This is a genomic window from Candidatus Zixiibacteriota bacterium (assembly GCA_040752815.1).
Classification (GTDB): Bacteria; Zixibacteria; MSB-5A5; order GN15; family FEB-12; genus JAGGTI01.
On record JBFMGC010000029.1, the window covers coordinates 1 to 25,297 of the forward strand.

At 57.1% G+C, this 25,297-nt stretch carries 16 protein-coding genes; 4 read left to right on the forward strand and 12 right to left on the reverse strand.

Features of this window, described 5'->3' with window-relative positions; translation table 11 throughout:
* Positions 1-228: 228 nt before the first annotated feature.
* The 5 genes from AB1772_08395 to AB1772_08415 all read right to left on the reverse strand — a co-directional run bounded on the left by AB1772_08395 (position 229) and on the right by AB1772_08415 (position 9,519).
* On the reverse strand, positions 229-3,003 hold the full coding sequence (locus AB1772_08395) for a PEP/pyruvate-binding domain-containing protein (protein MEW5796369.1): 2,775 nt from the start codon (positions 3,001-3,003) through the stop codon (positions 229-231).
* Between the two features lie 139 nt (positions 3,004-3,142).
* Entirely contained in the window at positions 3,143-4,729 is a 1,587-nt protein-coding gene (locus AB1772_08400) for an FMN-binding glutamate synthase family protein (GenBank protein MEW5796370.1), read from the reverse strand.
* Between the two features lie 15 nt (positions 4,730-4,744).
* Positions 4,745-5,434 carry a 2Fe-2S iron-sulfur cluster-binding protein gene (locus tag AB1772_08405; protein MEW5796371.1) on the reverse strand — a complete coding sequence of 230 codons (690 nt, stop codon included), beginning with the start codon at positions 5,432-5,434 and terminating at the stop codon, positions 4,745-4,747.
* A complete protein-coding gene (locus tag AB1772_08410; protein MEW5796372.1) occupies positions 5,431-8,631 on the reverse strand; it encodes an NADH-ubiquinone oxidoreductase-F iron-sulfur binding region domain-containing protein in 3,201 nt (1,066 codons plus the stop codon). The genes AB1772_08405 and AB1772_08410 overlap by 4 nt, the downstream gene beginning before the upstream one ends.
* Before the next feature lie 36 nt (positions 8,632-8,667).
* Positions 8,668-9,519, reverse strand: coding sequence for an NAD(P)H-dependent oxidoreductase subunit E (locus tag AB1772_08415; protein ID MEW5796373.1), 852 nt, complete (start codon positions 9,517-9,519; stop codon positions 8,668-8,670).
* A gap of 858 nt (positions 9,520-10,377) precedes the next feature.
* Here AB1772_08415 and AB1772_08420 point away from each other — a divergent pair.
* Together AB1772_08420 and AB1772_08425 are read left to right on the forward strand one after the other, a co-directional pair.
* The gene (locus tag AB1772_08420) at positions 10,378-12,345 is read left to right on the forward strand and encodes a tail fiber domain-containing protein (GenBank protein MEW5796374.1); all 1,968 of its coding nucleotides are present in this window, start codon (positions 10,378-10,380) and stop codon (positions 12,343-12,345) included.
* Positions 12,346-12,370: 25 nt separating this feature from the next.
* The gene (locus AB1772_08425) at positions 12,371-12,895 is read left to right on the forward strand and encodes a hypothetical protein (GenBank protein MEW5796375.1); all 525 of its coding nucleotides are present in this window, start codon (positions 12,371-12,373) and stop codon (positions 12,893-12,895) included.
* Between the two features lie 157 nt (positions 12,896-13,052).
* Here the strand turns inward: AB1772_08425 and AB1772_08430 are convergent, their stop codons facing one another.
* The 7 genes from AB1772_08430 to AB1772_08460 all read right to left on the reverse strand — a co-directional run bounded on the left by AB1772_08430 (position 13,053) and on the right by AB1772_08460 (position 22,765).
* Entirely contained in the window at positions 13,053-14,402 is a 1,350-nt protein-coding gene (locus tag AB1772_08430) for a sigma-54 dependent transcriptional regulator (GenBank protein MEW5796376.1), read from the reverse strand.
* Positions 14,392-16,125, reverse strand: a complete 1,734-nt coding sequence (locus tag AB1772_08435) for an ATP-binding protein (GenBank protein MEW5796377.1) — start codon at positions 16,123-16,125, stop codon at positions 14,392-14,394. The genes AB1772_08430 and AB1772_08435 overlap by 11 nt, the downstream gene beginning before the upstream one ends.
* Before the next feature lie 182 nt (positions 16,126-16,307).
* Positions 16,308-18,221, reverse strand: coding sequence for a S8 family serine peptidase (locus tag AB1772_08440; protein MEW5796378.1), 1,914 nt, complete (start codon positions 18,219-18,221; stop codon positions 16,308-16,310).
* A gap of 22 nt (positions 18,222-18,243) precedes the next feature.
* Entirely contained in the window at positions 18,244-19,311 is a 1,068-nt protein-coding gene (locus tag AB1772_08445) for a hypothetical protein (protein MEW5796379.1), read from the reverse strand.
* A complete protein-coding gene (locus tag AB1772_08450; protein ID MEW5796380.1) occupies positions 19,272-20,465 on the reverse strand; it encodes a S8 family serine peptidase in 1,194 nt (397 codons plus the stop codon). Before AB1772_08450 ends, AB1772_08445 begins: the two co-directional genes overlap by 40 nt.
* Positions 20,466-20,487: 22 nt before the next feature.
* A complete protein-coding gene (locus AB1772_08455; protein MEW5796381.1) occupies positions 20,488-21,558 on the reverse strand; it encodes a hypothetical protein in 1,071 nt (356 codons plus the stop codon).
* 145 nt (positions 21,559-21,703) lie between these two features.
* On the reverse strand, positions 21,704-22,765 hold the full coding sequence (locus tag AB1772_08460; protein ID MEW5796382.1) for a hypothetical protein: 1,062 nt from the start codon (positions 22,763-22,765) through the stop codon (positions 21,704-21,706).
* Between the two features lie 211 nt (positions 22,766-22,976).
* Here AB1772_08460 and AB1772_08465 point away from each other — a divergent pair, with 211 nt between their 5' ends.
* Positions 22,977-23,432, forward strand: coding sequence for an arsenate reductase ArsC (locus AB1772_08465; GenBank protein MEW5796383.1), 456 nt, complete (start codon positions 22,977-22,979; stop codon positions 23,430-23,432).
* Between the two features lie 440 nt (positions 23,433-23,872).
* Positions 23,873-25,201, forward strand: coding sequence for a Glu/Leu/Phe/Val dehydrogenase (locus AB1772_08470; protein ID MEW5796384.1), 1,329 nt, complete (start codon positions 23,873-23,875; stop codon positions 25,199-25,201).
* Positions 25,202-25,297: the final 96 nt, after the last annotated feature.

Below are 25,297 nucleotides of genomic sequence, written 5' to 3' on the forward strand. Positions count from 1 at the left end.
ATAGGCCACACAGGCGAGCAATACCCCCCCCCATAATCACTACTTTTGTACTCTTGATTCCTACCATCGCGACCTCCCGTGCTTTCAGTTCTGCCCACCCACAGCAAGCTGTGGGCCACCAGTCACCAGTGGCGGGTATGAAGCAAACCCGCCCTACGTCAGACAATGGAATACTCTACGCAGGTGTGTGATGCAAGCGAAAAGTTGGCGCGCTCTCGGTAGCGAGGCCTACATGCTCCTAGTGTGTGGCGGCGTGAGGTACGCCAGCGCCTCGCCGACAGTAGCGTTCATCGCCACGCACAGTAATTGCCCGTGCGCGGACTTCGGCAGGTCGATCACGCGGATGACATCGGACAGGTATGCGTATTCGGGTGCCAACTCGGTCAGCAGGTTGGGCGATCCGTGCAGCAGCTCCTCGTTGAAGATGATTCCGGCGTCATCGGGATAGAGCGGCAGGTAGCGGATATTCGATTCGACCAAGTCCTGGAAGAAGTGGGTGCCGAACGAAAGTTCCGGTACGTAACTGCCCTTCTTGCGCGCGATTTCGATAAGCATGGCGGTATTGTTGATGCCCGCATAGTCCACGCTGACACCCAGTTTGATATCGCCGCGACTGCCCCAGCGGCCCGGTCCCATCAGGATAAAGCGGCGCCGAGGCAGAATCTCGTTCAGTTTGCTGACAGCGTACCCGACTTCGATCATTCGGTTCAGATCGGCCAGGCCGGCGTATCCGTCGGGATCGACATAGACGATATGCGTGACATCCTGCACCAGACCGTCGCATACGAATCGACGGGCGTTGAACACGATCCGCTCGCGGGGGATGTCGGTGGGAATGGATGCGGCGGTACACTGGATCGTGTGGGACTGCGGCCGGCATTGGAGCAGATACAACGATATGCCATCGGAAGCGAATTCGATATCGACCGGGCAGCCAAGAGTCGCGTGCAGTGCAGCCAGGAGCGATTGTATTTGTTTGATAAACGGTGTGCGGGTGACTAGGCCGTTGAAAGTGGCGACTGGTTGCTCTGACGAGAATTCGATTCCGGTCATACGGACGTCCCCGATCTGATCCTCGCGGTAGATAGAGAAGACCTTGTCGAGCTCAGGGAAGGCGTCGCCTGACTCAGCCAGAAAGGCGTCGATCCGTATCGACTCAAAGCTCTCGCTTTCGAGGTTGATGACATCGATAAAGCGAGGCGAATAGCGGCAGATTTCATCCGGTGTGACGTTCACACGCAGGTTGGGTTGACCGGGGGATATCAACACCGGATAGTCGTCACTCAGTCGATCGACGGCGCGGGTTCCGAGACCGGGGACCATGCGCAGAAGGCCGTCCTCGCGCTTGACGCGTGATGACCACCGGAAATCGTTGCTGCTGAAGGCGACACCCGCGAAGGCCGGAAGGAAGTATCGGCCCATTCGCTTCCCGACCACCTCCTGTATCAGGATGCCCATTTCCTCGTTGTAATCGAGCAGGCCGCGGTCGGCCCGGTACTCGACCGGATCGGGGCCGAAGGTCGAGGCGTAAACCTCGGCGATGGCGTCGGTGAGCGCTTCGAGACGCCGCCGCTTGCTTCCCTGGTTGGCCAGGAAGAGGCTCTTGTACTTGCCGGAGAACGCCGCGCCGATACGGTCTTCGAGCAGGCTTGAACTCCTGACAATGATCGGGTTGTCGCCGAAGTCATCCAGCGCGACAGCCAGGCTGCGAGTTATATCCGCGGGGAATGGCACGCTCTTGAACGCCTGGACGATGCACGGATATTCGAGACGTACCTGCTGGATCGGCTTATACTTCTGGTCGACCACGTCGTCAAAATTGCAGTGGTGCACGAAGTGGAAGAGCACGTCGGACGTGATGTACCAGGTCTTGGGAGTTTTGATTCCCTGGAGCGCCGGGTTGTCCTGCTCCTTCTTGCGCATGATCTGTGTGGCCAGGTAAAGTCCGGCCGCTTTGCCGCCCAGGCGGCCGTGGCTTTCGGCGCTGTATATCGAACGTTGCAGAAGGCCGTGGAAGTCACTTATGTCCATCAGCTCGCGGGCGATATCGACATAGCTTCGATCCTCGGATAGAAACCGCCGAATAAGTGAAATGAGAATCCCCCGGGTGCGGGCGATCGGTATAAACGAGGGATCACGCGACATCTCGTAGTAGCGGCGGACCATGTCGGCCACCGACGCCGTATTGACATTGGTGCCGACCAGGCGAATCAGGAAGCTCTGTTTGTCTTCCTGCACCCAGGTCTGGATAAGACGCATAATCTGATCGGGGTCGAGATGTTCCGCCGCGGCGGCAAAGACCCGCGTGCCCAGAAACGTGGTGAAACCGATTCCGTGTCCCTCGTGGGGGGTATTCCATTCGCCTTCGTAGTCTGCGGACTCGAAACTAAGCCGAGCCGGGTGAAACGAGCGAAGGATAGGTTCGGCCTCGGGCACACCGCACCAGCAGAGATAGTTGAGCATCTTGCGAGAGATACTCTGGTACAGTTCGCGATTGGCCCGTTTGATCGTGTCCAGTGCGATTTGCCAATCGCACCGCTCGTGAGAGGGGATATTAGCCAGTGCGGCGCTCCATCCCTCGATGATCTTGCGGTCCAGTCTTTGCGACAGGTAACTGCCCAGGCGGTCGGCGATCGCCTGCAGCAATTGTGATTCCTCCACCAGAAACGGTCCGCCGGGGTCGTTACCTGCGTTTTGGGTGTAGCAGACTCGGATATATCCGACCACCCGCTCCTGCACGACAATGTCGGCGCTAAGGGTCCAGGGTGTTTCCTCGAAGCCGGCAGAGGTGTAATGGGAGGTGCCGATAGAGATGCGCACGCGGCAGAGCAGGGGCGACTGCCAGCCGAGCGGGATAACCTCGATCAGGCGGCGACAGATTGTCTCGATCGGCTGATCGGGCGCGGCCAGAATGTCCTGGACCGCGTAGAAGCATTCGAGCTCCTTGGCCCGTTCCTGCAGGGAGAGCAGGAGTCTGTCAATCGAGGTTTTCCGGTCGTTCATCGCGATTGATTCCCGACTGTGGATTCTCACTCGGCGGACTGCCGCACCACTCTGTCAAGTGCCTGGCATACCTTTCGGTGCGCCAGGCGGCAGGCTGCCCGCCGTACCTCTAAAACGGCGCGAGCGATGGGGCCGCGCTTCACAATACGCCCAGGATCTCCTTCGCCTGCGCCTTATCCAAATCCATGATATATGGAATGCCGCTAATCTGGGCCGCCTCGGGCGTCAGGGCGCCCAGATCATCGCGGGTCATGCTGTCGATATTGAACTTACGGCTGCCGGCCATGAGCTGACGAAGTCCCTGGGCGAGCCGCTCATAATAGGTATAGAGGCCAATAGCACCCGCAGGCAGTCTCTCGAATTCTGCGTCGCCCAGTTCGCGCCGCAGCTCTGCGGCGGTCACGAAGATCTCGTCCATCTTGGAGCCGAACCGTTCGACATAAACCGGCAACTGGCGCTCTTCGATAGCGCGGCCGATGGTCTTGCCGACCATGGCGGCGGCGATCGGGCTGCGTGCCATGCCGATCAACTTCACGAACGGTGCACCGAACGCTAGGCCCTTGAAGATCTGGTCCTCGAAAGTGAAGCCGCCGGCAGAGATGATAGTGGGCACGTACTCGCCCTTATCGGCGAGGGCCTTGCAGTACCGATAGGTGAGCGTGTGAAGTTCGACCGGCGGAATGCCCCACTCGTTCATCATGCGCCACGGGCTCATGCCGGTGCCGCCGCCGGCACCGTCGACCGTGAGCACGTCGATCTTGTACTTCGAGGCATACTTGATTGCCTGCGCCAGCGCCGCCGGACGATACGCGCCGGTCTTGAGCGAGATGTATTTCGCGCCCGCCTTGCGGAGTTCTTCGAGACGCTTCGCGAAACCTTCCTCGGAAACCATGCCGACCCGCGAGTGGCGTTCGAATTCAGAAAACGCGCCGCGTTCAAAGGCACGAATGACATTGGGGTCGGTCGGATTGGGCAGAACCACGTAGCCACGCTCGTAGAGCAACTGAGCTTTCTTGAGGCTGCGGATTTTGACCTCGCCGCCGATATTCTTGGCACCCTGGCCCCACTTGAGCTCGACCCACTGGACACCCAGTTTTTCGATAGCATATTCCTGCACGCCGAGCCGGGTATCTTCCACGTTGGCCTGCACGATAATCGCACCGTAGCCATCGCGCTGGTGGTCTTTGTAGAGTTGCACACGGCGCTTGAGGTCAACCGTGTCGACTACCCGGCCGTTCTTGATAGTAGCGTCGACATCCATGCCGACTACGTTTTCGCCGATAGTCAGTCCGGTACCGGCGAGCGCCGAGCCGATGGCGAGACCTTCCCAGTTGTTCTTGGCTACGTCGGTGGAGCCGATGCCCGGAATGATCCACGGCAGGCGGAACTTGATCCCCTTATCATGCCCGAAACGGACTTCGAGGTTGACATTGGGGAAGATGGCTACGTCGCTGTCGGCGGCGATACCGTGCGCCCCGACCACGCCGCCCATGATGTTGAAATGTGAGTAATCGACGGGATAGACCTTTTCTCCGGCAGTGGTGATGACGCCGAACGGCTGAGGATAGATGACCTCGTGACCGCGGTAGGCCGACTTGCCGATTTCGCACATGCCGATACATCCATCCACGCAGGTCACACACATGCCGGAGGTCGGCACAATCGAATCCTCGGTGCGGTTCTTGGTCAGGGTGGCCGCCGAGGCATTGATTCGTGACAGTGTCATTGTTGCCATTCCTTTCTATTTAACTTCGCTTTCTTTTCTGATTTCACAGGCTACGCAGGGTTTCATGTAGCACATCATATCGTGGAACTGTTCTTTCTCAATGCAGGGCGGCTCCAGGTTGGCGCACCCGCCACAGATCGCCTTAGTGGGATCCGAGAAGGTGCAGCGAAGCTGGCAGGCCGGGCAGACATAGATGCACCCGCCGCAGAGGCGACAGACGGACGATTTGATGTCGAACGGCGTGCCGACACTGCGGCGATGGCCTCGCGCCCGGAAACCGATCGCGCCCGCCATCATCTGCTCTTTGCACATCCTCACGCACAGGCCGCACAGGATACAGTCTTCGTACTCCTGGCGGAAACGCTGCTGCCTTACGCCGTGGGCGGACGCCAGATCCTGGATAGTCTTCGACTGCGGACAGGACGCCAGCAGCAGCTCGATGGTCATCTTTCGCGCCCGGATGACACGCTCGGAGGCCGTACGGACTTTGAGACCTTCCTGCACCGGATAAGTGCACGAGGTCACCAGGCGTGAATTCGGCTCATCACCCACTTCGACCAGGCAGAGCCGGCAGGCGCCGTACGGAGTGAGACCGTCCATGTGGCAGAGGGTCGGAATGGGGAAGCCGATGAATTTGGCGGCTTCAAGAATGGTCGTGCCTTTGTCGACCGTCACCGGAAGGCCGTTGATCTTGAGTGTTATCATGACAGTTTTCCTCCCATCACCGCCTCGGGTGTGGCGACAGGTTCGGCTTTCTTGCATTTGGTGAATTCGAGGTCGCACCGCAGGCAGCGAAGCGACTCGCGCGACGCCTCATCGACCGACAACGATACCTCCACTTCGGCAAAATTGCGGCGGCGCCATTCCACTGACGCGCGCGGGGTTTCAACGCGTCGCGTTTCCATCCCGGCGGACTCAGCCGCGAGCGGCTCGACATAGACATCGGGAACGTTTGGCTCGGCGAACGGCTGGGCCATCTCCTGCTTGAGGAGATACCGGGCGATCATTACCGCAGCTTTCTTGCCGGCGGCGACAGCCTCGACAACCGTGTTCGGACCGGTAACCACGTCGCCGGCGGCAAACACGCCGGGTCGGTTTGTGATCATCGTCTTGCTGTCGACTCTTACCGTGTTGCGGACGGTGGTGTCGATACCACTGGATTGAGCCGGGCCGATGCAGTCGATTCCGGAATCCTCACCGATGGCCACTACTAGTGTGTCGAGAGGAATCGTGAACTCAGAGCCGGGAATCGGCACGGGGCGTCGGCGGCCGCTCGAGTCCGGTTCGCCTAATTCGTTGCGGTTGCATTCGAGACCGGTGATGCGCCCCTTTTCGGAGAGGATGCGGGTCGGTGCGACCAGTGTGATTATCTCGATGCCTTCCTGATCGGCGGCCTCGATTTCCTCCGGGAAAGCGGGCATTTCCTCGCGGGTGCGGCGATAGAGGATAGTCACTTTCTCGACATCCTTCTGGCGCAGCGCCATGCGAGCGGCATCGAAAGCCGAGTTGCCGCCGCCGATTACACCCACCTTGCCCTTAGCCTGGGATTTCTGTCCCAAATTGAACGCTTTGAGGAACTCGATGGAGGGGAAGACACCTTCAACGTTTTCATTGTCTACTTGCAACAGCTTGCTCTTGTGCGCACCCATGGCGAGCAGGATTGCCTGGTAGCCATCGCGGAAGAGCGAGTCAACCGAGATTTCCTTACCGAGCGAGGTGTTACAACGCAACTCGATGTTTTCGTCCATGAGCGAGGCAATTTCCTTCTCGATCGTTTCACGCGGGAGGCGGTACGATGGAATCGCGCAGGTCAACATGCCGCCGGGTTTGCTCTCGGACTCAAAAACCGTCACGCGGCACCCTTTGAGCGAAAGGTAGTGCGCGGTGGTCAGGCCGGCCGGGCCGGAACCGATAATTGCCACTCGTGGGGCCGGACCTGACGGCCAGGTGTGCCGAACCGGCTTATAGGCCGACGGCTCGGTGCGGTCGGTGATAAAGCGCTTGAGAGCGCGGATGGCGATGGCATCGCCGCCACTCGTGCCTGCCCGACAGCGGCTCTCACACGGGTGATGGCAGACACGGGCGCAGACCGATGGGAACGGGTTGGCCTCGCGAATGACCGTGTAGGCCTGGTCGTATTCACCCCGGCCAATATGCGCCACATACCGCCAGGCTTGCGTGCCGAGCGGGCAGGCGGTCTGGCAGGGGGCGCCCACCAGGTCCTTGCACACATAGGCGCGGCAGCGCTTCTCGATTATGTGTTCTTCGTATTCGTGGCGGAAATACCGCAGCGTGCTTAGCACCGGGTTAGGAGCCGACTGCCCCAGGCCGCACATGGTCGAGTCTCTTACAACCAGGGCGAGTTCTTCGAGAAGATCGAGATGCTCAAGTGTCGCGTTGCCTTTCGTGATGTCGTCGAGAATCTCGTACATGCGCTGGGTTCCCTTGCGACAGGTGAAGCACTTGCCGCAGGACTCGTCCATGAGGAATTTCATGAAATAGCGGGCGACATCGACCATGCAGGTGTTTTCGTCCATCACGATCATGCCGCCCGAGCCCATGATCGAGCCGGCCGCGGTGAGGCTGTCGTAGGTGATTGGCAGATCGAACATGGAGGCGGGAATGCATCCGCCAGATGGCCCGCCGGTCTGCACCGCTTTGATTTTGGCGTCGCTGACCGGACCGCCGCCGATATCGTAAACCACGTCCTTGATCTTGATACCGAGCGGCACTTCCACCAGGCCGGTGTTCCTGATTTTGCCGACCAGCGAGAAGATCTTCGTGCCGGTGTTGCCGGGGACGCCGATTTTAGCAAACTCTGCGCCGCCGCGGCTGACTATTACCGGGACATTGGCCAGGGTTTCAACGTTATTGATGCAGGTGGGATGACCGAAAATGCCGCGCTCGACAGGGTAAGGTGGGCGCTGGCGGGGCTCGCCGATCACTCCCTCGACTGATTTGATCAGGGCGGTTTCCTCGCCGCAGACAAACGCCCCGGCGCCGCGGACAATCTCGATGTCAAAATCCCGCCCCATGCCAAGGACGTTCTTGCCAAGCAGGCCAAGTGTGCGCGCCTGCTCAAGTGCTATCATGGCATGTTTGACGGCCAGAGGGTATTCGCTGCGCACATAGATGATGCCTCTGTTGGCGCCGATCGCCATCGAGGCGAGCATCATTCCTTCTATGATGGCGTGTGGGTTTCCTTCGAGCAAACTCCGATCCATGTAGGCTCCGGGGTCGCCTTCGTCAGCGTTACAAACGATGTACTTGATACCCCTGTCGTCTTTCGAAGCACGAGCCCGCTCCCACTTGATGCCGGTTGGGAACCCCGCGCCGCCGCGCCCGCGAATTCGCGAGTCTTTGACTTCTTTAATGATCCATTCAGGGTCGTTCTTCTCGAGAGCGATCTGGAGAGCCTCGTATCCGCCCTGCTCGATATAGCCGAGGATGCGGATGGGATCGAGTTTCTCGTTATTGCCGAGAATGGTGCGGGTTTGCTTCTTGAAGAACGGGATATCGTTCTGGTTGTGGAAGCGCTTCTTGTCGCGAGGCTGGTGATAGATGAGTTCATCCTCGACATAGCCGCCGATGGCTGCCGCAATCACCCGCGGCACATCCTCCATTTTGAGCTGCGGGTAGAGGTGCTTGCCCGGTTCCACCAGGATAAACGGGTCCATCTCGCAGAAGCCCTGACAACCGGTGATGCGAAGGGCGACCTTGTCGCGCAGGTCTTTCTCGATGATGTACCGTTTTATGATCCTGATAATGTCGTTCGAGCCGCTGGCCTGTCCTCCGGTGCCGGCACAAACTACCAGAGTCGGCATTTTGGCCTGGAAGGTCCGTTCGCTCAGGATGCGCTCGCGAAAGCCTATGAACTCTTCAAGGGACGCGAGTCTTTTCATGTAGTTATCTCCCTTACTGAAGGCTTGCTTGCTGTGTTAGTCAATGGCCACCCCGCCGAGATCGAGCATGTGGCCCCGGCAGCCGCGGCGCGAGCAGAGCTGCACGATTCCGCCGCCGCGGACAATCATCGGCACCATCGGGGCGCCGCAATCGCCGCATTTGGCGCCGCCGATAAGCTGCGCGTGGCAGTGCGGGCAGAAGAAGGTGGCAATCGTATCATGCGGAATCGGATGCAGCGATTCGACATTGTAGCTGCCGTAGAGACTGGAAAGCACCAGCCAGCCGTGCTTGTTTCCGAATGAAATGGTGACGCGGATGCCGGGGTGACCGTCGATCAGGAACTCCGGGTCCATCAGGTTGTGGTTGCAGCGCGGGCAGCTGACCTGGACCGGGAAGACTCTCTGGTCGGTGGTTACTTCGATAGTGTCGATACCGGCGCGGGCCTTGTCGAGAATGCCCTTTACTTTTGAGGTGGTCGTCTTGGGGAAGTAGTGTCCGTCGACCACCACCACCGGCCCAAGCGCACAGGCGCCGAGACAGTTGACAGTCTCAAGCGAGAATTCACGGTCCGGCGTGGTCTCACCGGCCCTGATCCCTAACTGCCGTTCGAGTTCTTCGGCTACCGCCGGGCCGCCGCGAACATGGCAGGCGGTGCCGAGACAGCAGGAGACCAGATGCTTGCCGCGCGGTTCGAGACTGAACGCGGTGTAGAAAGTGGCGACACCGTAGACGTCTACCAGTGACCGGCCGGTGCGTTTGGCGACTTCTTCGAGCGCTTCGCGCGGCAGGTAGCTGTAAACTGCCTGGATTTCTTCGAGAATCGAAATCAGCCCGCCGTGCCCGTTTTGGTGTTTTTCAAGGATGCCAGAAAGGGTGTCGGAAGTCATGGTTACCTTTCCATGTTTGATGTGCGGACGGTGACCGGCGCGGTAAGCCGGTTACACAGAAGCTGCCACACGGAATGCAGGCGGAGAACAGCCTCTGATAGCGTGTGACAAGGGCAAAACCGGTGCCATGGGTGGGCGGTGTGGCGATTGATTTCGCCGATGTGTGAAATCAAAAACTCGTTGTGATTAGGGTGTGATGCGATAAGCGATTATGGACTGTATAGTATACAAATATGGTCCATGAAGGTGTGCTTAGAGACCGTTCGTCCGGGTGCTGTGTGATGTTTGAAGCGGGGAAGTTCGTGCCACTGGGGAGAATTGCCCCGGACAGGACAATGTCGGGATGGGCGAAACTCGGAGACACGCTTGACGGACGCTGACGGTGTCATGCCGAAGTACGGTGTGGTAGGGAGTTGAAGTCGGAGTGCGAAAACACTTGACAGGAGCGCTCTTAGAATTAGTTTGTGTGAGGTTGACATGCGAGCGATGCGGTTGCTATGTCATCTCTGGAAGCTCACAATCTGTCTGGTAGCAACTTTGCCTGAGGGCAGAGACTTTGCTGTCTGACTAATCAGTCGCTACGAATAGCATTCATCACCAGGCCGTCGCTATCAAAAGCAGATCGAAATAGCCATGTAGTACCCCGGAGTCTCGAGTGACTACGGGGAGTCGAAATGGCAGGCTGGGTTCCGTCTTGTCGGCGAGCGCAGTTGTATATGCGGCGAACCGGATGAATAGCAGCCCGGTACCATCGGCAGTACTTACACATCAGGGCCCTTGGCGCTCTGATTGCACGAAATGAATTCAACAAAGCACAGAAGAATCACAAACGCATAACTCACACACAAGGAGAGACCAATGCTGCGCCCACCATTCCTTCAAACCTTGTTCGCCGCGGCTCTGACCGCGGCCAGTCCGGCCGTCTTTGCGACCGTCATAAACTATCAGGCACAACTGGTGGATATAGGCGGTCAACCGGTTGCTGACGGCGCTTACCCGGCGACTTTCAGTCTTTACGATGATCCGGTTGGAGGCACCCAGCTTTGGACCGAATCGAAGAGCGTCAGCGTGACTGCCGGCATGATGACTACAGAGTTGGGAAACGTGAATCCTATCGGAGTGAATGTCTTTGTGACGGAGAGCGGCGGCATCATTACGCCGTATCTTGAAATCACGTTTAACAGCGAGACGTTTACGCCCCGCGTTCGGTTGGGCGCCATTCCGAACGCCTACGTGTCGCAGTCCGTGCGGGGTGATTTCATATCCGGTCCGGGGTACATTACGATGACCTCGGCCGATTCAAAGATGGCGGGCTCGTCCCCACAGCAGTCTCGCACCAGTTCCAAGCTTCAATCAAGTGATCTCGTTTTCACTGGATACTACGAGTTGGATCCGGGTCGAATTCAGGATCAGTTGACTATGGACAGATCCGGTCTAAGCGGAATTCAGGATCAGATTCAAGACCAGATTCAGGATCAGTTCACGCTGGACGCTGGTGAGATTTCATTCGCAGTGTACAACTTGGTCAACGAAAAGGTCATGGAAGCAGTGTCGGTCTCCGCCGACAGCGGCTTTCAGTTGGTGGATGAAATTCAGGATCAGAGGGCGGACTTGAACAGCGATGGGTTAGATTTGATACAGGATCAGCAGGAAGGTGATATCCAGGACCAGTTCACTGCGACAGCCGAGACCGTCTCACTCACCGTTACCGATGTCTCTACCGGAACAGTTCAGTTTTCCGCGACTATAGCTGCCGATGAGGGTCTCCAGATTCAAGATCAGATGCAGGATCAAACGACCGATCTGAGTAGCGGCGAGCTATACATAGACGATCAAATGCAAGATCAGTTTGGCAACATGACCAGTGATGGCCTGACTTTTGGAAGTATAAGCCTGTCCAAGGCTGCTGGCTCGATGGCCGCAGGCGCGACAGCAATCTATGGTGCTACGGGAATTACACTACCGACAGGTGCTGTGGGCGGGTATGTGCTTACTTGCGATGGTACTGGCGCCGGTTCCTGGCAGCCCGCCGGTGGCGGAGGAGCGAGCTACTGGACTTTGACCGGTGACGTGATTCGCACGGACGGTCAGTATGGAATAGCGCGCTACGGCAGTGCCGTTCAAGGCTCCATGACCTCCACCCAGTTAAACTTGGGTACAAACAGCTATACTGGTAGCCCGTATGCAACGGTTTTCGGGGGTTACTCCGACACGGCGGCAGGTTACTGCAGCATGGCCGCAGGTGAAATGTGTGCTGCCTGGGCTCCCTACGGAATAGCGCTGGGATTTCGCGCCAAGGTCCAGCACACAGGTTCATTTGCTTTTGCCGATACGAACTACTTCAATTTCTCGACCTCCAATCACAACGAATTTGCGGCCCGCGCAGTTGGGGGCGTGAGGTTTGTAACCGGCATAAACCCTGCCAACGGCAGCCCTACTGCGGGCGTCCAGTTGGCCCCCGGCGGTGGATCATGGTCGTCACTGAGTGACCAAGGTTGCAAGGAAAACGTCGAGGCTGTTGAGGGAAAAGAAGTGCTGGAGAGGCTGGCGGATCTCGAAATCAGCACCTGGAACTACATTTCGCAGGACGCATCGGTGCGACATCTGGGGCCTATGGCCCAGGACTTCGCCGAGGCCTTTGGCGTAGGCGAAGACAGCAGGTACATAACGACTATTGATGCCGATGGCGTCGCCCTGGCAGCAATACAGGAACTTCACCGGCAGCTAAAAGCGCTGGCGAACGAAAAAGACAGTAAGATAGAGCAACTCGAATCCGACATAGTCGAACTCAAGACCATCATCGAGAAACTGGCCGCCGAGCACTGAGGCTGACGTTGAGGAAGGTGTAACGATGAAAACGTATAGAATCTTTGCGGTCCTGGGACTTTTGCTAGCGCCGCATGATATGACTGCCTCAGCTGCCGAGAGTAACCCGTCGTCGCCGTCATACAGGATTGTTGGGGAGTCCTTGATATGGTCGGCGGCCTCTGCCGCAGCAGCGTCGGGTAACTCGACAAGTTATCATTTTGATGCGACGATTGGTCAGACTGCCGCCGGAGGAACGCAATCAGAATCCTACAGCCTTAGCTCGGGCTTTTGGGAGGATTACTCGAGCGGTTGTTGTGTCGATCGCGTGGGCGACGCCAACGGCAGCGGCGAGGATGAGCCCACCATCGGTGATGTGACCACGATGATCGACGCAAAGTTTATCGCCAGCACCTGTGACGGGATTATCGATTGTCTTGAGGAAGCTGACATGAATCAGTCAGCAACCGGCGCGGCAACCTGTGAGGATATCACGATTGGCGACATCACGTCGCTCATTGATTATCTGTTTATCACCGGTCCGTCGCTCGGGCTGCCTAATTGTTTGTAGGCTTGTAGACAACCCTTGGATGGCCCGGTCAAGCCGGGCCATGACGTCACTGGGTGCGTGGGTCAAGTCTTGCAGGGCGGGTCCGCTTCGAACCCGCCATTCCGACAGAACCACCAAGGGGTTCTGCCCTACAACATCAAGCTCTCTACTACCCACCCTACTCCTCCGGCTCGCTTCCCTTCAGCTTCTCCCGCAGCGTTTTGCGGTCGATGCCCAGTATCTCGGCGGCGCGGGTCTTGTTCCCGTCGACACTCGCCAGCACGTTGCGGATATGCTCGCATTCGACTTCGGCCAGCGTGCGGTGGAGATTGTTCTGACGGGGCAGACTGGTGCGCATGAACGGCGGCAGGTCGGGCGCTTCAACTTCGTCAGAGTCGCTCATAAACAACAGCCGCTGAACTACGTTTTCCAGTTCGCGCACGTTCCCCGGCCACGGGTAGCTCTTGAGCATGCGTACGGCGTTGTCCGAGAAGCGCACCGGTGGGCGCTCCATCTCGTGGGCGTACTGCCGCGCGAAAGCGGTGGCCAGGAGAACAACGTCGTTCTCGCGCTCCCGCAGCGGGGGGACGTTGATAGTGATGACGCTCAGGCGAAAGTAGAGGTCCTCACGGAACTTCGCTTTTTGCACGAGACCTTCGAGATTCTTATTCGTTGCGGCGAGAATGCGCACGTCAACTGTATGCGGGCGACTGTCGCCCACCATGGTGATCTCTTTGTCCTGCAGCGCGCGCAGGAGCTTGACCTGCATGGCGGGGCTGGTCTCGCTGATTTCGTCGAGGAACAAAGTGCCGCCGTCGGCCGCCTGAAAAAAACCGGGACGCGATTTAACCGCACCGGTGAAGGAGCCCTTTACGTGACCGAACAATTCGCTCTCCAGAAGGCCTTCTGGGATTCCGCCGCAGTTGACCGGCACGAACGGAAACGACGCCCGGCTGGAACTGTAATGGATAGCGCGCGCGACAAGTTCTTTGCCGGTACCGCTTTCGCCGGTGATTACAACGTTGGCCAGGGTGGCCGAAGCTTTCTCGATGGCCCGAAACACTTTCTGCATCGCGCTCGACTCGCCCATGAGTGCGTACGGCTCGTGCTGTAGTTTCGCTGACACCCTCGTGGCCGAACGGCGTTCGCTTAGTCTCTCCAAAGCACGTGTGACCGCGCCGAAAAGCTCATCGTCGGTGAACGGCTTCTGCAGGTAGTCGCACGCGCCGAGCTGTACCGCCTTGACGGCTCCGCCTATCGACGGGTAGCCGGTAATCATGATGACTTCGAGGTCGCGGTAGTTCTCGTGCACGTAGCGGACCAGGTCGAACCCATCCACCTGCGGCATTTTGAAGTCTGTGATGACCAGGTCGAACGGCATCAGGTCCAGAGAGCGGGTCGCCTCGCTGACCGAACGCGCCGTAGCCACGCGATATCCGCCCGCACTGAGATTGCGTTCCAACACTTCAAGCGTGTCAGGGGCGTCATCGACCAGCAGGATGCGGGCCTTATCGGCATTAGTGGCCACGAGTCGAGCTTTCGGCGAGATGTGGAGCGGCTATGGGGAGGCGGATGGAGAAGCGGGTGCCTTCGCCGGGGCGGCTGGTGACATCGATACGGCCGTCGTGCGACACCACGATTCCGTGCACGACCGACAGCCCCAGGCCGGTCCCCTGATCGACATCCTTGGTGGTAAAGAACGGATGGAAAATGCCGCGGAGCGTTTTTTCGTCCATGCCGCAGCCGGAGTCTTCGACTACCAAAAGAACCTGGTCGTTTTCGCGGCTGGTCCGAATGGCGAGCCGGCCGCCGTCGGGCATCGCCTGTACCGAGTTAACTACGAGATTGGTCAGCACCTGAAGCACTTGTGAGCGGTCGGCGGTGATATCGGGCAGGTCGGGATCGAGATTGCACACGAGGTCAATACCGGCGGTGACGAAACGGGACTCAAGAAAGAAGAGGCCGTCGCGGATCAGCTCATTCAGGCTGAACGTGACTTTCGTTGGTTTGGCCTCGCGCGCGAATACGAGCAGTTCGCGGATCACGCCGCGGGCGTGCATGGCGGCGGCAACAATCTTGTTCAGGTCACGAGTGATCTCCGGCGGAAGGCCGGGCTGTTTGCCCGCGAGTTGGGCAAACCCCATGATACTCGCCAGCGGTTCGTTCAGTTCGTGAGCGACACCTGCGGCCAGTTGGCCGATTGTGGCGAGACGGTCGGCGTGACGCAGCTGCTCATGAAGTTTCTGCCGTTCCTCCGTGCTTTCGTGCTGTTGGACAGTGAGCGCCAGTTCCCTGGCGAAGGCGCCCAGCAGGTCGCGTTCCTCGTGCAAGAAGGGACCGTTGTCCGCGGGCGGCATCTGGTCGGTGTAGCCTACTTCAATCAGGCCAACTTTCGAGTTGTCTATTATGATATCGGCACTCATGCGCTGCCCGATGCGACCGGCGCTTTTGGATTCATACGTACGGTGGCGCAGCACGATTCGCGCGGCGGCGGAGTCGGCGTGAAGCCAGCCCTGGGGAATAGTCTCGACCGCGCACTGCAGGATTTCGTCGAGCGGGGTATCATCGCGCGCCGCCAGCCGCATGACGTCGTATAAGCAGGTCAGCTCTTTTACCCGTTCGCGCAGCGATGTCTGAAGCTGTCTGATATCGAAAGCTATTCCGAAAGTGTGCGCAAACTGTTCGCTGAAATCGATCAACGGGGCGTTAAAGTAGCCGGTGGACTCGGACTCGAGCTGAAGCAGGCCGAGACGTCGGCGGGCGCCGTCGACAGGAATGATCATCGCCGATCGGCATGTCGCCGTGAAGCAGATACCGTCGGGGCTGTCGGGCATCCTCGCGAGTCGCTTCCAATCGGGGAACGATTCCAGGTCATCTATGCGCAGGCTGCCGAAGGGTGTGAACCAGGGGAGGTCGGTGTCGACCTGGGCGTTAAAGACCTTGTTGCAAACTGATTCGAGTGAGTCGCAGCCGGGCGTGGTCCACCGCCTGGATGCCGCCGGATCAGTGGTCTGACTGGCCTGGGCGGTCCTGCCTTCGGTACGATTTTCCGGGGTGTGGCTGATACAAAGGCGGCAGTCTTTGTCGCGAATGACGATTCGGGCTGAGCAACAACCGAGGGCGCGAGATATTAGGGCGGCGGATTCGCTGAGAAAAGCGAGCCGGGACGGGCCGGAGTGGGCGAGGTCGAAGAGCTTGTGCGAGTAGTCCCAGATGGACTCGGCGAGGCGGATTGTATCTGGATCAGCCATAGGCGTACGGGCGCCGCAGCGCCGGCTGGAACTGGGCCATAACCTATTAACAGATAACGACTCCCGGGCGATCTGTCAAGGTGAATGTGGGGGGTAGGCAACCTATCGCATTAGAAAAGCCGGATCGTCTGATCCGGCTTTTCGGTGTGGAAGTGGCTTCAAAAACGGCGTCATCCGCGATTTCAATTGTTAAACTCAAAACACGGCAGAGGCAGCGGATCCAGGGATATGAACAGGTGGTCGATAAGTAAGTTTATGTCCCCAATAGAAAGCGCGCCGTCACAGGTAACGTCACCGAGTAGACTGTCAGGGAATATCGGCACACCGCTGCCAAATAAATGATCGATCAAATAGGTAACATCACCCATCGAAATGTCGGCGCTGTTGTTGACGTCGCCACGGGCGATAGAGAGGATGGCCCGATAGGCGTCAACGCGGCCCCAGCCATAAGCACCGTTCGGTACGGCACCGCCCAGCGGCTTGGCCGATTTGCAGAGGATGTCATACACGTTGTAGTCCGACGATGAATCCGAGGTTGTGTCGCGAGCCAGCAGTTCAGGGTCCCGCGCCAGAAGGAGCGAGGCTGCGCCCGCAGCCACAGGGCAAGCGGCTGATGTGCCGCCCATACGGCAGTTGTAGTTTTCATTGTTGAGCCCCCATTCGGGTAGCTGACAGTCCCACGGCCAGGGGTATTTGGGGTCGTATTGTCCGTAGGTTGGATTGTAGCCGTATTGGTACATTTGGTCAATTGTCCATACATCGCCATGCAGACCCGTGTGCCCGCTCGGCGCCGTCAAGTCAAGAGAGTCCCCGCGCTGGGTATACGGGAGCAGATTTTCAAGAGTATCCACTGACCCTACGGCCATCACGTACGGTAAATAGGCCGGATAGCCCACCGAATACCCAAGAAGCCCGGCATTGCCGGAGGCGAAGAAAACGGAACAACCCTTACTTCCGCGCCCTTGCACGACCGCGTTAGACAGAGCTTCATTGAGTACCGAGGCGCCACTGGGTGTGGTTAACCATCCCCAGCTATTAGAGAGAACGTCTGCACCGTGCTGCCACGCCCAGGTTATGGCTTCAGCGTAGTCAGCAATAGTACAGCGTACACCCGAAGTGGTATCCGGATAAATCTTTACCGGAAGTACACGGGTGGTTGGGTTCATGCCTATCACACCATCCCAAGTCTCCACCGCCAAGACTGAGTCCGTTGCGTGGGTCGACGCAATAATCCCGGCACAGGCCATCCCATGGGCACTTGAGGTACCGGGAGTAGGATCTTCGTCGCGCATAGCCCCTTCAATCCCTGTGCAGAAGTCATAACCTGGCAGTATCTTCGATGACGGCAGGTCAAAGACGTGATCCGTCACACCGTCGTCGAGCACAGCCACTACCACGCTGTCGGTGGGGCCCATAAGACCAGCGAAATCCCAAACCGACCTTTCATTAATCGTGCCAACAACACGCTTGATGTGGTTTTGTAACACGTAATAGTCATCCCACACCCGATAGGAATAGAGTTCCAGGCGAGGTATGAAGTTCGGCTCGGCCCAGCGGGTCGAAACAAGATCATGAAAGGCATTGGCTATCTCCAACAAACCTGAACCCGATCCGGGAGTATTTCGAATCAGGAATACGTTGTGCATACCGGGGATTTCCCGGTCGACCACGACATGGAATGGCACAACCACCTCATTAATCTGGTCTCCGGTAAAATTGCCGTCAAACGCCACAACAAAACTTTCCCCAATGATGAACGCTGAATCTTGGTCATCAAGATAACACGGTTCGGCAAGGTAGATTCCTTCTGTCGTTCTGAGTCGAGTCAGCTGCTCTGAGGTCAGAGGCGTGGTTACCTCGAACGCGCTGAAGCCGTCGAGCACTCTGTCGTTTTGGAGTTTCGTACCGATAGCTGGGAAATCTTCGAGTATGGCCCCGATATCATCCCAGCTAAGTTGGACTTCAAACTTGATGACGATCCTTGATGAATCTTCTCTTAATGGTACGACACCGCCTGGGCCATACCAGAACTGTGCGCAGACATCTGCGCTCGTCAGCAAAACAGCTACTAACGCTTTTGCTCCTGTGATTCTCATAACTCCTCCACCGCTAACTGGGTCAACGTGCATTCTGGCAGGTCAGATGGTAGAAACCTGCCCCGATTAAACACTCCACAGTAAGTGTATCCTTTTCTCTACAGTCGTAAAGTACCAACCGGTTTAGTCCAGCAAATTCAGTCACAGCCAGCAAACGCCCGTTCGGTATCATGGCAATGTTATCTCCCAAAATTCCGGTAGGGAAAGGAAGATCACATGTACTCCAGAAGATGAGCGAGTCGATTTGCTTCTCTCCCAGAGAGTACCTCGCGAAAGTGTAAGCCGGAGGAGGGCCGACCAGGATACTCCCGGGTCCGGTGAAGTAGACGTAGTCGTTGTCAGGCGACACAACAATATCCCCGCATCCAGGTGCGACCAGGTCTCGAAACACCAAGCTGTCCGCTGCTATGTCGAATACGTCGAATAGCATGTAGCAATCACCGAGATCACGAAACATGAATAGCAAGCGCTCGTCGACGGAGGGGACTACTCTGAAGATTCGATATTCATCGGGCACGCAAATGTAGTCGACGTTGAACCCTCCCGCCAGATCAAGGCGGTAGATTGAGCGGCAGCGTGTCGAAGGCCCCGGTGCATAGAATCTCTTGCCGTCCACTGTAAACACACCCATGTCCGTTGCCAGAGTGTCCGAAAACAGGAGCGAGTAATCACATGCCGCGATGATACGCAGGCTTTCTCCCTGCACGGCAAGGTGTTGGTTATCCGGCGAAACGGCCAGGTGAGAAGAACCCGAATAAGGCAGGTCCGCTGACACATACCATTCCGCGGTGTTTACTACTCTGATTCTGTCTGCGTAGTCGATGAATAGCCGTTTCCCATCTGCCGAAGCTTTCAATCCAAAGACGCGACTGCCTTGTAAGTAGAAAGTATCAAGTTCACCGGTAAGCGTGTGGTAGGCAAGAAACACGGAATCATCCTGATTCTTGCTCCAGTACAGCACATAATCCATTGTCTGGGGTTCCGGCGGTCTCGGTTCGGTGGGTTTATCCTCGCAACCTGATACCCAAAGCCAAACCAGTCCACCACAACCTAACAGTCCTGATAACAGGTGTCCCTTAGTGATCCGCATATGTTAACTCCAAGCCCGTCCCGACCCAGGGTGGCAGCCTTCTCCAAAGCTTCGGTTAGCACATCAAAATAGCTGCCGGCGCCTTGACATGTGATGTAGTAGCCCCAGCTATTGGAGAGAACGTCCGCGCCGTAGACGTAAGCATAGGTAATGGCTGTCGCCAGGACGCTTGGTGTTACGCCCTGTGCCCTGCCGTCATCGTGAAAGATCTTGACCGGCTTTATTGCTGTCGAAGGATTTAGCGAGATAATACCCGACGAACTGGCAAGACCTTCAAGACTGTCTGTCGTGTGAGACGCCCCGATGATCCCTGCGCAACCCATTCCGTGTGCTACGTAATCTCCAGGCACCGGAACATTGTCATAGTCAGCGAAATCAAAACCAGAGAGAACTCGCGATGCGGGCAAGTCTTCATGCGAAGTAATTCCGTCATCGACAACGGCGACAGTGATAGTATCATCGCTGAGCCCCGCGAAGTCCCACACCGACGCTGAATTGAAGGTTCCGATAACCTTCTTCGTATGGTATTGATAACCACTGTAATAGTCGAAAAGTCGGTACGATTGTGCTTCTATCCAGACGGCAAAGTCAGGATGCGCCCACCGAGTCTCCGGCAGGTTATAGTAGGCGTTGGCCAGGTCCAGTAGACGATAACCGCTGGAATCAGTATTCTTCAGAACGAATACGTTGGACATGCCGTCGATTTCATGATCGGTGACGACGCCGAAGAGGGCGTTAATGCTATCGATTTCATTCTGGGTCACATCCTCCTCGTAGGCCGCGCAGAAAGTCAGGCCCACCAGAAAAGAAGAGTCCGTCTCGTTCAAGTAGTAAGGCTCGACCAGGTAGACTCCGTCAATCGCCTGAACCGAGTCAAGGAAGCCACTATAACCCTGTCCCAGCGACAGGGCGCAAATCATGAAACCATCAATGGCATGGTTGTCGGAAATCACGCTGTCGATCCGGCCAATGGCAGACAGGATCGCTTCTTGTTCATTGGTACCGATTTCTTCGTCGAACTTGAGCGCAATTCTGGCTGAGTCGATGTTGAGGGGGATCGTCTCCCCTCCACCATAATAGTGCTGGCCATAACCTGGCCCGGCAGCCGCTAACAAGGCAGCCAGCACTACTGCTTGAGCATTTCTTCGTTTCATAACCCTTGTTCCTCCAAAAACGTCATCTCATCATCTGAACCGTGGGGTTGACAAGAAACGCCCCACGACCGAGGTCCTGGTAGTCGACAAATACCTCCTTCCTTATGTCATACAGATAAACAACGAACTGTCCCAACCCTCCTCCGCCCAGAAGAACCAGCCATCGGTCATCAGGCGTGACAGCCATCGTGTACGGTGGGCAGCCACACCAGGTGGGAGGGACATAGTCGTACGCAGATACCGTGTTGTGGATCTGATTCTTCGCCACATCGAAGACAGTAAACGTTCCCGGCGGGGGGGGTTCGCCACTGTGAACGCCGGGATTAGTGTAGAAGACGTACTTCCCGCCCGAGGTCATCGCGATTTCTCCGGCGCCAGGCACCATTATGTCGCGAAAGATGATCGAATCCGTCGCCACGTTGTAAACCTCGAACGCCCAGGTCCACAGAGGTGAAAGATCCAGATACAGGAATAGATTGGCTTCGTCCAATGACGGAACAACATGCACAACCCCTCCGTCCGCCATGGGTAATCGCGCGACCGGGAATTGTCCGTGGGCAAGATCTACCTTGTACACGAAGCCTCGCGTGCTAGTGCTCCAGCCCGCCGCACAGTAGAATGTCTTGCTGTCGGAAGAAAAACGGCCATATTCGGTCATGTCGGTATCGCTGAAAAGGACCGAGTAGTCAACCGTGCTCAGAATGAAGAGATCGTTCCCCGTGATGGCAACCAGCTGATTGTCCGGCGACACCACGACAGATCGACTGCGCTGGTAAGGGAGCTCAGCAAGCACACTGCGAGTTGAGGGGTCTATGACCACGACATTGGAATCCGTAGCCAAGTAAAGGCACTTGCCATCGGCGGAGGCAGTAATACCCCAGTTTGCCTCCCACGGAATTGTCGCCGAATCCACACGTCGTGTACTGGGGTAGTAAGTAAAGAGCCTGGGGCCAGCCAAATCACCGACATAGACCGGGTACTCTTTTGGCTGTTCAGGCTTGGTCGGCCGCTTGTTGCAGCCGTACGGCCACAGACAGGCCAGTCCGAGACCGGTAGCCACTGCTCCAAAAAACAATCCCTTGGTGACACGCATATGTTTACTCCATGCCGGGCCTGACTCGCCCGCACCCAGTGGTAAAGCGAATTATGCGGGCGAAGTTGTCAAGTGAAATCTTGCGAACAATCGCACGGTTGGTCGACGATTTGAGAACGCCTGGGCTTTTCTCGAATTCAATGGTTTATCTGCCATTCCGGCACGTGACATGCCAGAAACCAATGCCCGGAAAACAAAGGACCCTTATAGTGTCCTGCAATTGGCAATCGTAAAGGACAAGGCGGTTACGGACGATGCCGTCTGTGATTGCCAATGTCCGCCCGTCTGGAGTCAATGCGAGATCGCTTCCGAATGCGGGCGTAGGGTCACTGAATTCACATATACTCGCGCTCCATATAGAATCAATAATCTTATTCCCGATATGATACCTGGCAAATGAATAGGCGTGAGGGGGCCAGCCGTGCAGGTCGCCCGGGCCAGTAAAATACAAATGCTCTTTGTCCGGCGACACTGCCATATCCCCGCACCCCGGCGCCACCAGATCGCGAAACATGAGACTATCCCCGGCGACGTCAAAAACATCAAGGTACATATAACAGTTGCCAAGCGAGCGAAAGATGAATAACAACTTCTCGTCTCGGGACGGGACAACTCTGAATACAGGGAAGTCGTCTGGTATGCAGATGGAATCGGACTCAAAGCCCTTTTCTAAGTCCAGCCGGTAAATCGAGCGGCAGGATGAACTGGCACCTGGGGCGTACAGTCGACTCCCGTTGGCACTGAAAATCGACCGATTTACTCCCAGCGTATCCTGGTAAACCACTGAGTAGTTCTGTGACGATATGATACGAAGGTTCCCACTTTGGACCGCGACGTAACGATTGTCAGGCGAAACCGCAACCCCGTACCATCCAGAGTAGGGCAGGTCAACAATCGGCTTGTAGTCCTCGGTGCCGAAGACTCTGGTTTTGTCGCTGTAACTGATGAAGAGCCGCCGGCCATCGGCTGATACGTTCATATCATACACTTGCGTTCCTGGAATAAAGAACGAGTCGATCTCGCCAGTGAGTGTGTGGTAGCCGAAAAACGTCGAATCAGTAACGTAGCGATTCCAATAGAAAACATAGTTTTTCGCCTCCACCGGCGGCGGTTTGGTGGGGTTATCGTCGCAACCGAAAGGCCACAGGCAGGCCAGTCCGAGACCGGTAGCCACTACTCCAATAAACAATCCCTTGGTGACACGCATATGTTTACTCCATGCCGGGCGTGAATCGCCCGCACTCAACTCCGAGGTGGATCACTCTGCCTAACTTGTCAAGTGATTTCTTAACCCAAAAGTTCAGAATAACTGGGTCACACAACGTGTGAAGAAAATCTTGAATACGAAAACCGGACGCATTACGTTGTATTGATGACCTTTTGCGAGGGTAAGCCGAACAGAACGGAGTCGGCGATCGGTGAGCACATCTGACAAGAAACTCAAACTCCTCTTCCTCTGCACCGGGAACTCGTGCCGGAGCCAGATGGCCGAAGGGTGGGCCAGGTATCTAAAAGGCGACCAGATCGAGCCGTACTCGGCGGGCACGGTCGGCCACGGTCTCAATCCGCGAGCAGTCGCGGTCATGCGCGAAGCGGAGGTCGATATTTCCGGCCATCAATCCAAGACTCTGGCCGAATTGCCCGCGCTCGAGTTTGACTACGTGATCACCGTTTGCGCTGATGCCGACCGCGCCTGTCCGGTGTTTCCGGGGAAGGCGATCAAGATTCATCGGGGGTTCGATGACCCGCCAAAACTGGCTAAAGACGCCCGGTCGGAGGAAGAGGCTTTATCCCATTACCGCCGGGTCAGGGATGAAATTCGGGCGTTCGTGGAGACACTGCCGGAAAGTCTGCCGCGGGCCAAAGCGCGCTAATGGCGCCCTTGTGCTGTCAGGGCGACTCTGCCCGACAGCACGCAGCACTAGCCTTATCTGTGGAGGCAAACCCCATGCGCTCCAAGCCGATCATAAAAAAGGATGAATTTGGTGGTGTTTTCTGCTATTTTGTCCGGTGTAAACTGTGGAGCCATTTTGGGTGGCTCCATGAGCGGTTGGTTTCGTGTCGGGCGGCTTGACTTTGGCCCGGGCCGATTGTTGTTTGGCGGTCCGAAGAGGTATCAGACGCGACCCTAACCAGATAACCGGTCGTGGGATGCCTGACTACTGGTCCGGAATGGCGCAAAGGCTCGAGTTATTTGAGTGACTGACGACGGTCGATAATACTTTTGGCTGTTGGATGGACATTGAAATGAGTTTGCGCGTCATGGCTTACCGGCTCGGAAAACAACCAACCAAGTTAATGGGAGATAGGAAGTATGAGTAGCCAAACCGCCGGGCACGGCTCATCGGAAACGGGCAAAGGCCGTCCGGCTTTCAACGCCTTTCATATGGCGCAAACACAGTTCGATCATGTCGCCGACCTGCTGAATCTGGATCCCCCCACGCGGGCGCTCCTGCGCGAACCTCTTCGTGAATACAAGTTTTTGCTTCCGATTCGTACCGACGACGGCACAGTGCGGGTGTTCCAGGGGTTTCGCGTGCAGCACAACGATGCACGCGGCCCGTGCAAGGGGGGAATCAGGTTTCATCCAGCCGAAACGATCGACACGGTCCGCGCCCTGGCTATGTGGATGACCTGGAAATGTTCTGTTGTAGATATTCCGCTCGGCGGTGGTAAGGGGGGCGTGATATGCGACCCGCACAATTTAAGTGAGCGCGAGCAAGAAGCGATTTGCCGCGGCTGGGTGCGGCAGTTGGCGCGCAATGTCGGACCGGTGGCCGATGTGCCGGCGCCTGATGTCATGACCTCCGGCCAGCACATGCTCTGGATGCTGGATGAGTACGAGCGGATATTGGGCGGCAAGTTTCCGGGGTTCATTACCGGCAAGCCGGTGGGGATGGGAGGGTCGCTGGGCCGCACCGAGGCGACCGGCTACGGCGTGGTCTATACGATTCGCGAAGCGCTCAAGCAGCTTGGCCTGCCGCTGGAGAAGACCACCGCATCGGTTCAGGGATTCGGTAATGTGGCCCAGTACGCGATCGAACTTTTTCAGCGCCTCGGCGGCAAAGTAGTCTGTGTCTCTTGCTGGGATCAGTCGGACCAGAAGTCGTACTCATTCCTGAAGAAGGACGGGGTCGATCTGTATGGTCTGCAGAAAATCACCGACCGCTTCGGCGGGATCGACAAAGGAAAGGCCAAGAGCCAGGGTTATACGATAGTCGACGGCGGCGAGTGGATCTCGCAGGAGGTCGATATCCTCATTCCGGCGGCACTCGAAAATCAGGTGACCGGAGAAAACGCAGAGCGGATCAGCCCTAAAGTGCGTGTTATTGCCGAGGGCGCCAATGGCCCGACTACTCCGGACGCGGACAAGGTCATCCACCAAAAAGGGATCTTCCTGATTCCGGATTTCCTTGCCAACGCCGGCGGAGTAACGTGCAGCTACTTCGAACAGGTCCAGAGCAACATGAATTACTACTGGGAAAAGGACGACGTCCTGCAGAAGCTGGATGTCAAGATGACCAACGCCTTCCTGGCGGTCAGCGAGCTGTCGAAGAAGCGAAGTCTGTACATGCGTGACGCCGCCTACGTGATCGCGATCGATCGCGTCGCGCGGGCCTGCCACGAACGCGGCTGGGTGTGAAGGCCCCAGCATAAGTACGTGGCTTGCATGAGACGTTTTTTCCGGGCCGGGCTGCGTCAGTCGACTTCTTGCTGGCGGGCAAGATGAGGGCTTTCG

Excerpts from the sequence above, each read along its gene's own strand:
- AB1772_08395 (MEW5796369.1), bottom strand. The coding sequence starts at position 3,003 with ATGAACGACCGGAAAACCTCGATTGACAGACTCCTGCTCTCCCTGCAG.
- AB1772_08400 (MEW5796370.1), bottom strand. The coding sequence starts at position 4,729 with ATGACACTGTCACGAATCAATGCCTCGGCGGCCACCCTGACCAAGAAC.
- AB1772_08405 (MEW5796371.1), bottom strand. The coding sequence starts at position 5,434 with ATGATAACACTCAAGATCAACGGCCTTCCGGTGACGGTCGACAAAGGC.
- AB1772_08410 (MEW5796372.1), bottom strand. The coding sequence starts at position 8,631 with ATGAAAAGACTCGCGTCCCTTGAAGAGTTCATAGGCTTTCGCGAGCGC.
- AB1772_08415 (MEW5796373.1), bottom strand. The coding sequence starts at position 9,519 with ATGACTTCCGACACCCTTTCTGGCATCCTTGAAAAACACCAAAACGGG.
- AB1772_08420 (MEW5796374.1), top strand. The coding sequence starts at position 10,378 with ATGCTGCGCCCACCATTCCTTCAAACCTTGTTCGCCGCGGCTCTGACC.
- AB1772_08425 (MEW5796375.1), top strand. The coding sequence starts at position 12,371 with ATGAAAACGTATAGAATCTTTGCGGTCCTGGGACTTTTGCTAGCGCCG.
- AB1772_08435 (MEW5796377.1), bottom strand. The coding sequence starts at position 16,125 with ATGGCTGATCCAGATACAATCCGCCTCGCCGAGTCCATCTGGGACTAC.
- AB1772_08440 (MEW5796378.1), bottom strand. The coding sequence starts at position 18,221 with ATGAGAATCACAGGAGCAAAAGCGTTAGTAGCTGTTTTGCTGACGAGC.
- AB1772_08445 (MEW5796379.1), bottom strand. The coding sequence starts at position 19,311 with ATGCGGATCACTAAGGGACACCTGTTATCAGGACTGTTAGGTTGTGGT.
- AB1772_08450 (MEW5796380.1), bottom strand. The coding sequence starts at position 20,465 with ATGAAACGAAGAAATGCTCAAGCAGTAGTGCTGGCTGCCTTGTTAGCG.
- AB1772_08455 (MEW5796381.1), bottom strand. The coding sequence starts at position 21,558 with ATGCGTGTCACCAAGGGATTGTTTTTTGGAGCAGTGGCTACCGGTCTC.
- AB1772_08460 (MEW5796382.1), bottom strand. The coding sequence starts at position 22,765 with ATGCGTGTCACCAAGGGATTGTTTATTGGAGTAGTGGCTACCGGTCTC.
- AB1772_08470 (MEW5796384.1), top strand. The coding sequence starts at position 23,873 with ATGAGTAGCCAAACCGCCGGGCACGGCTCATCGGAAACGGGCAAAGGC.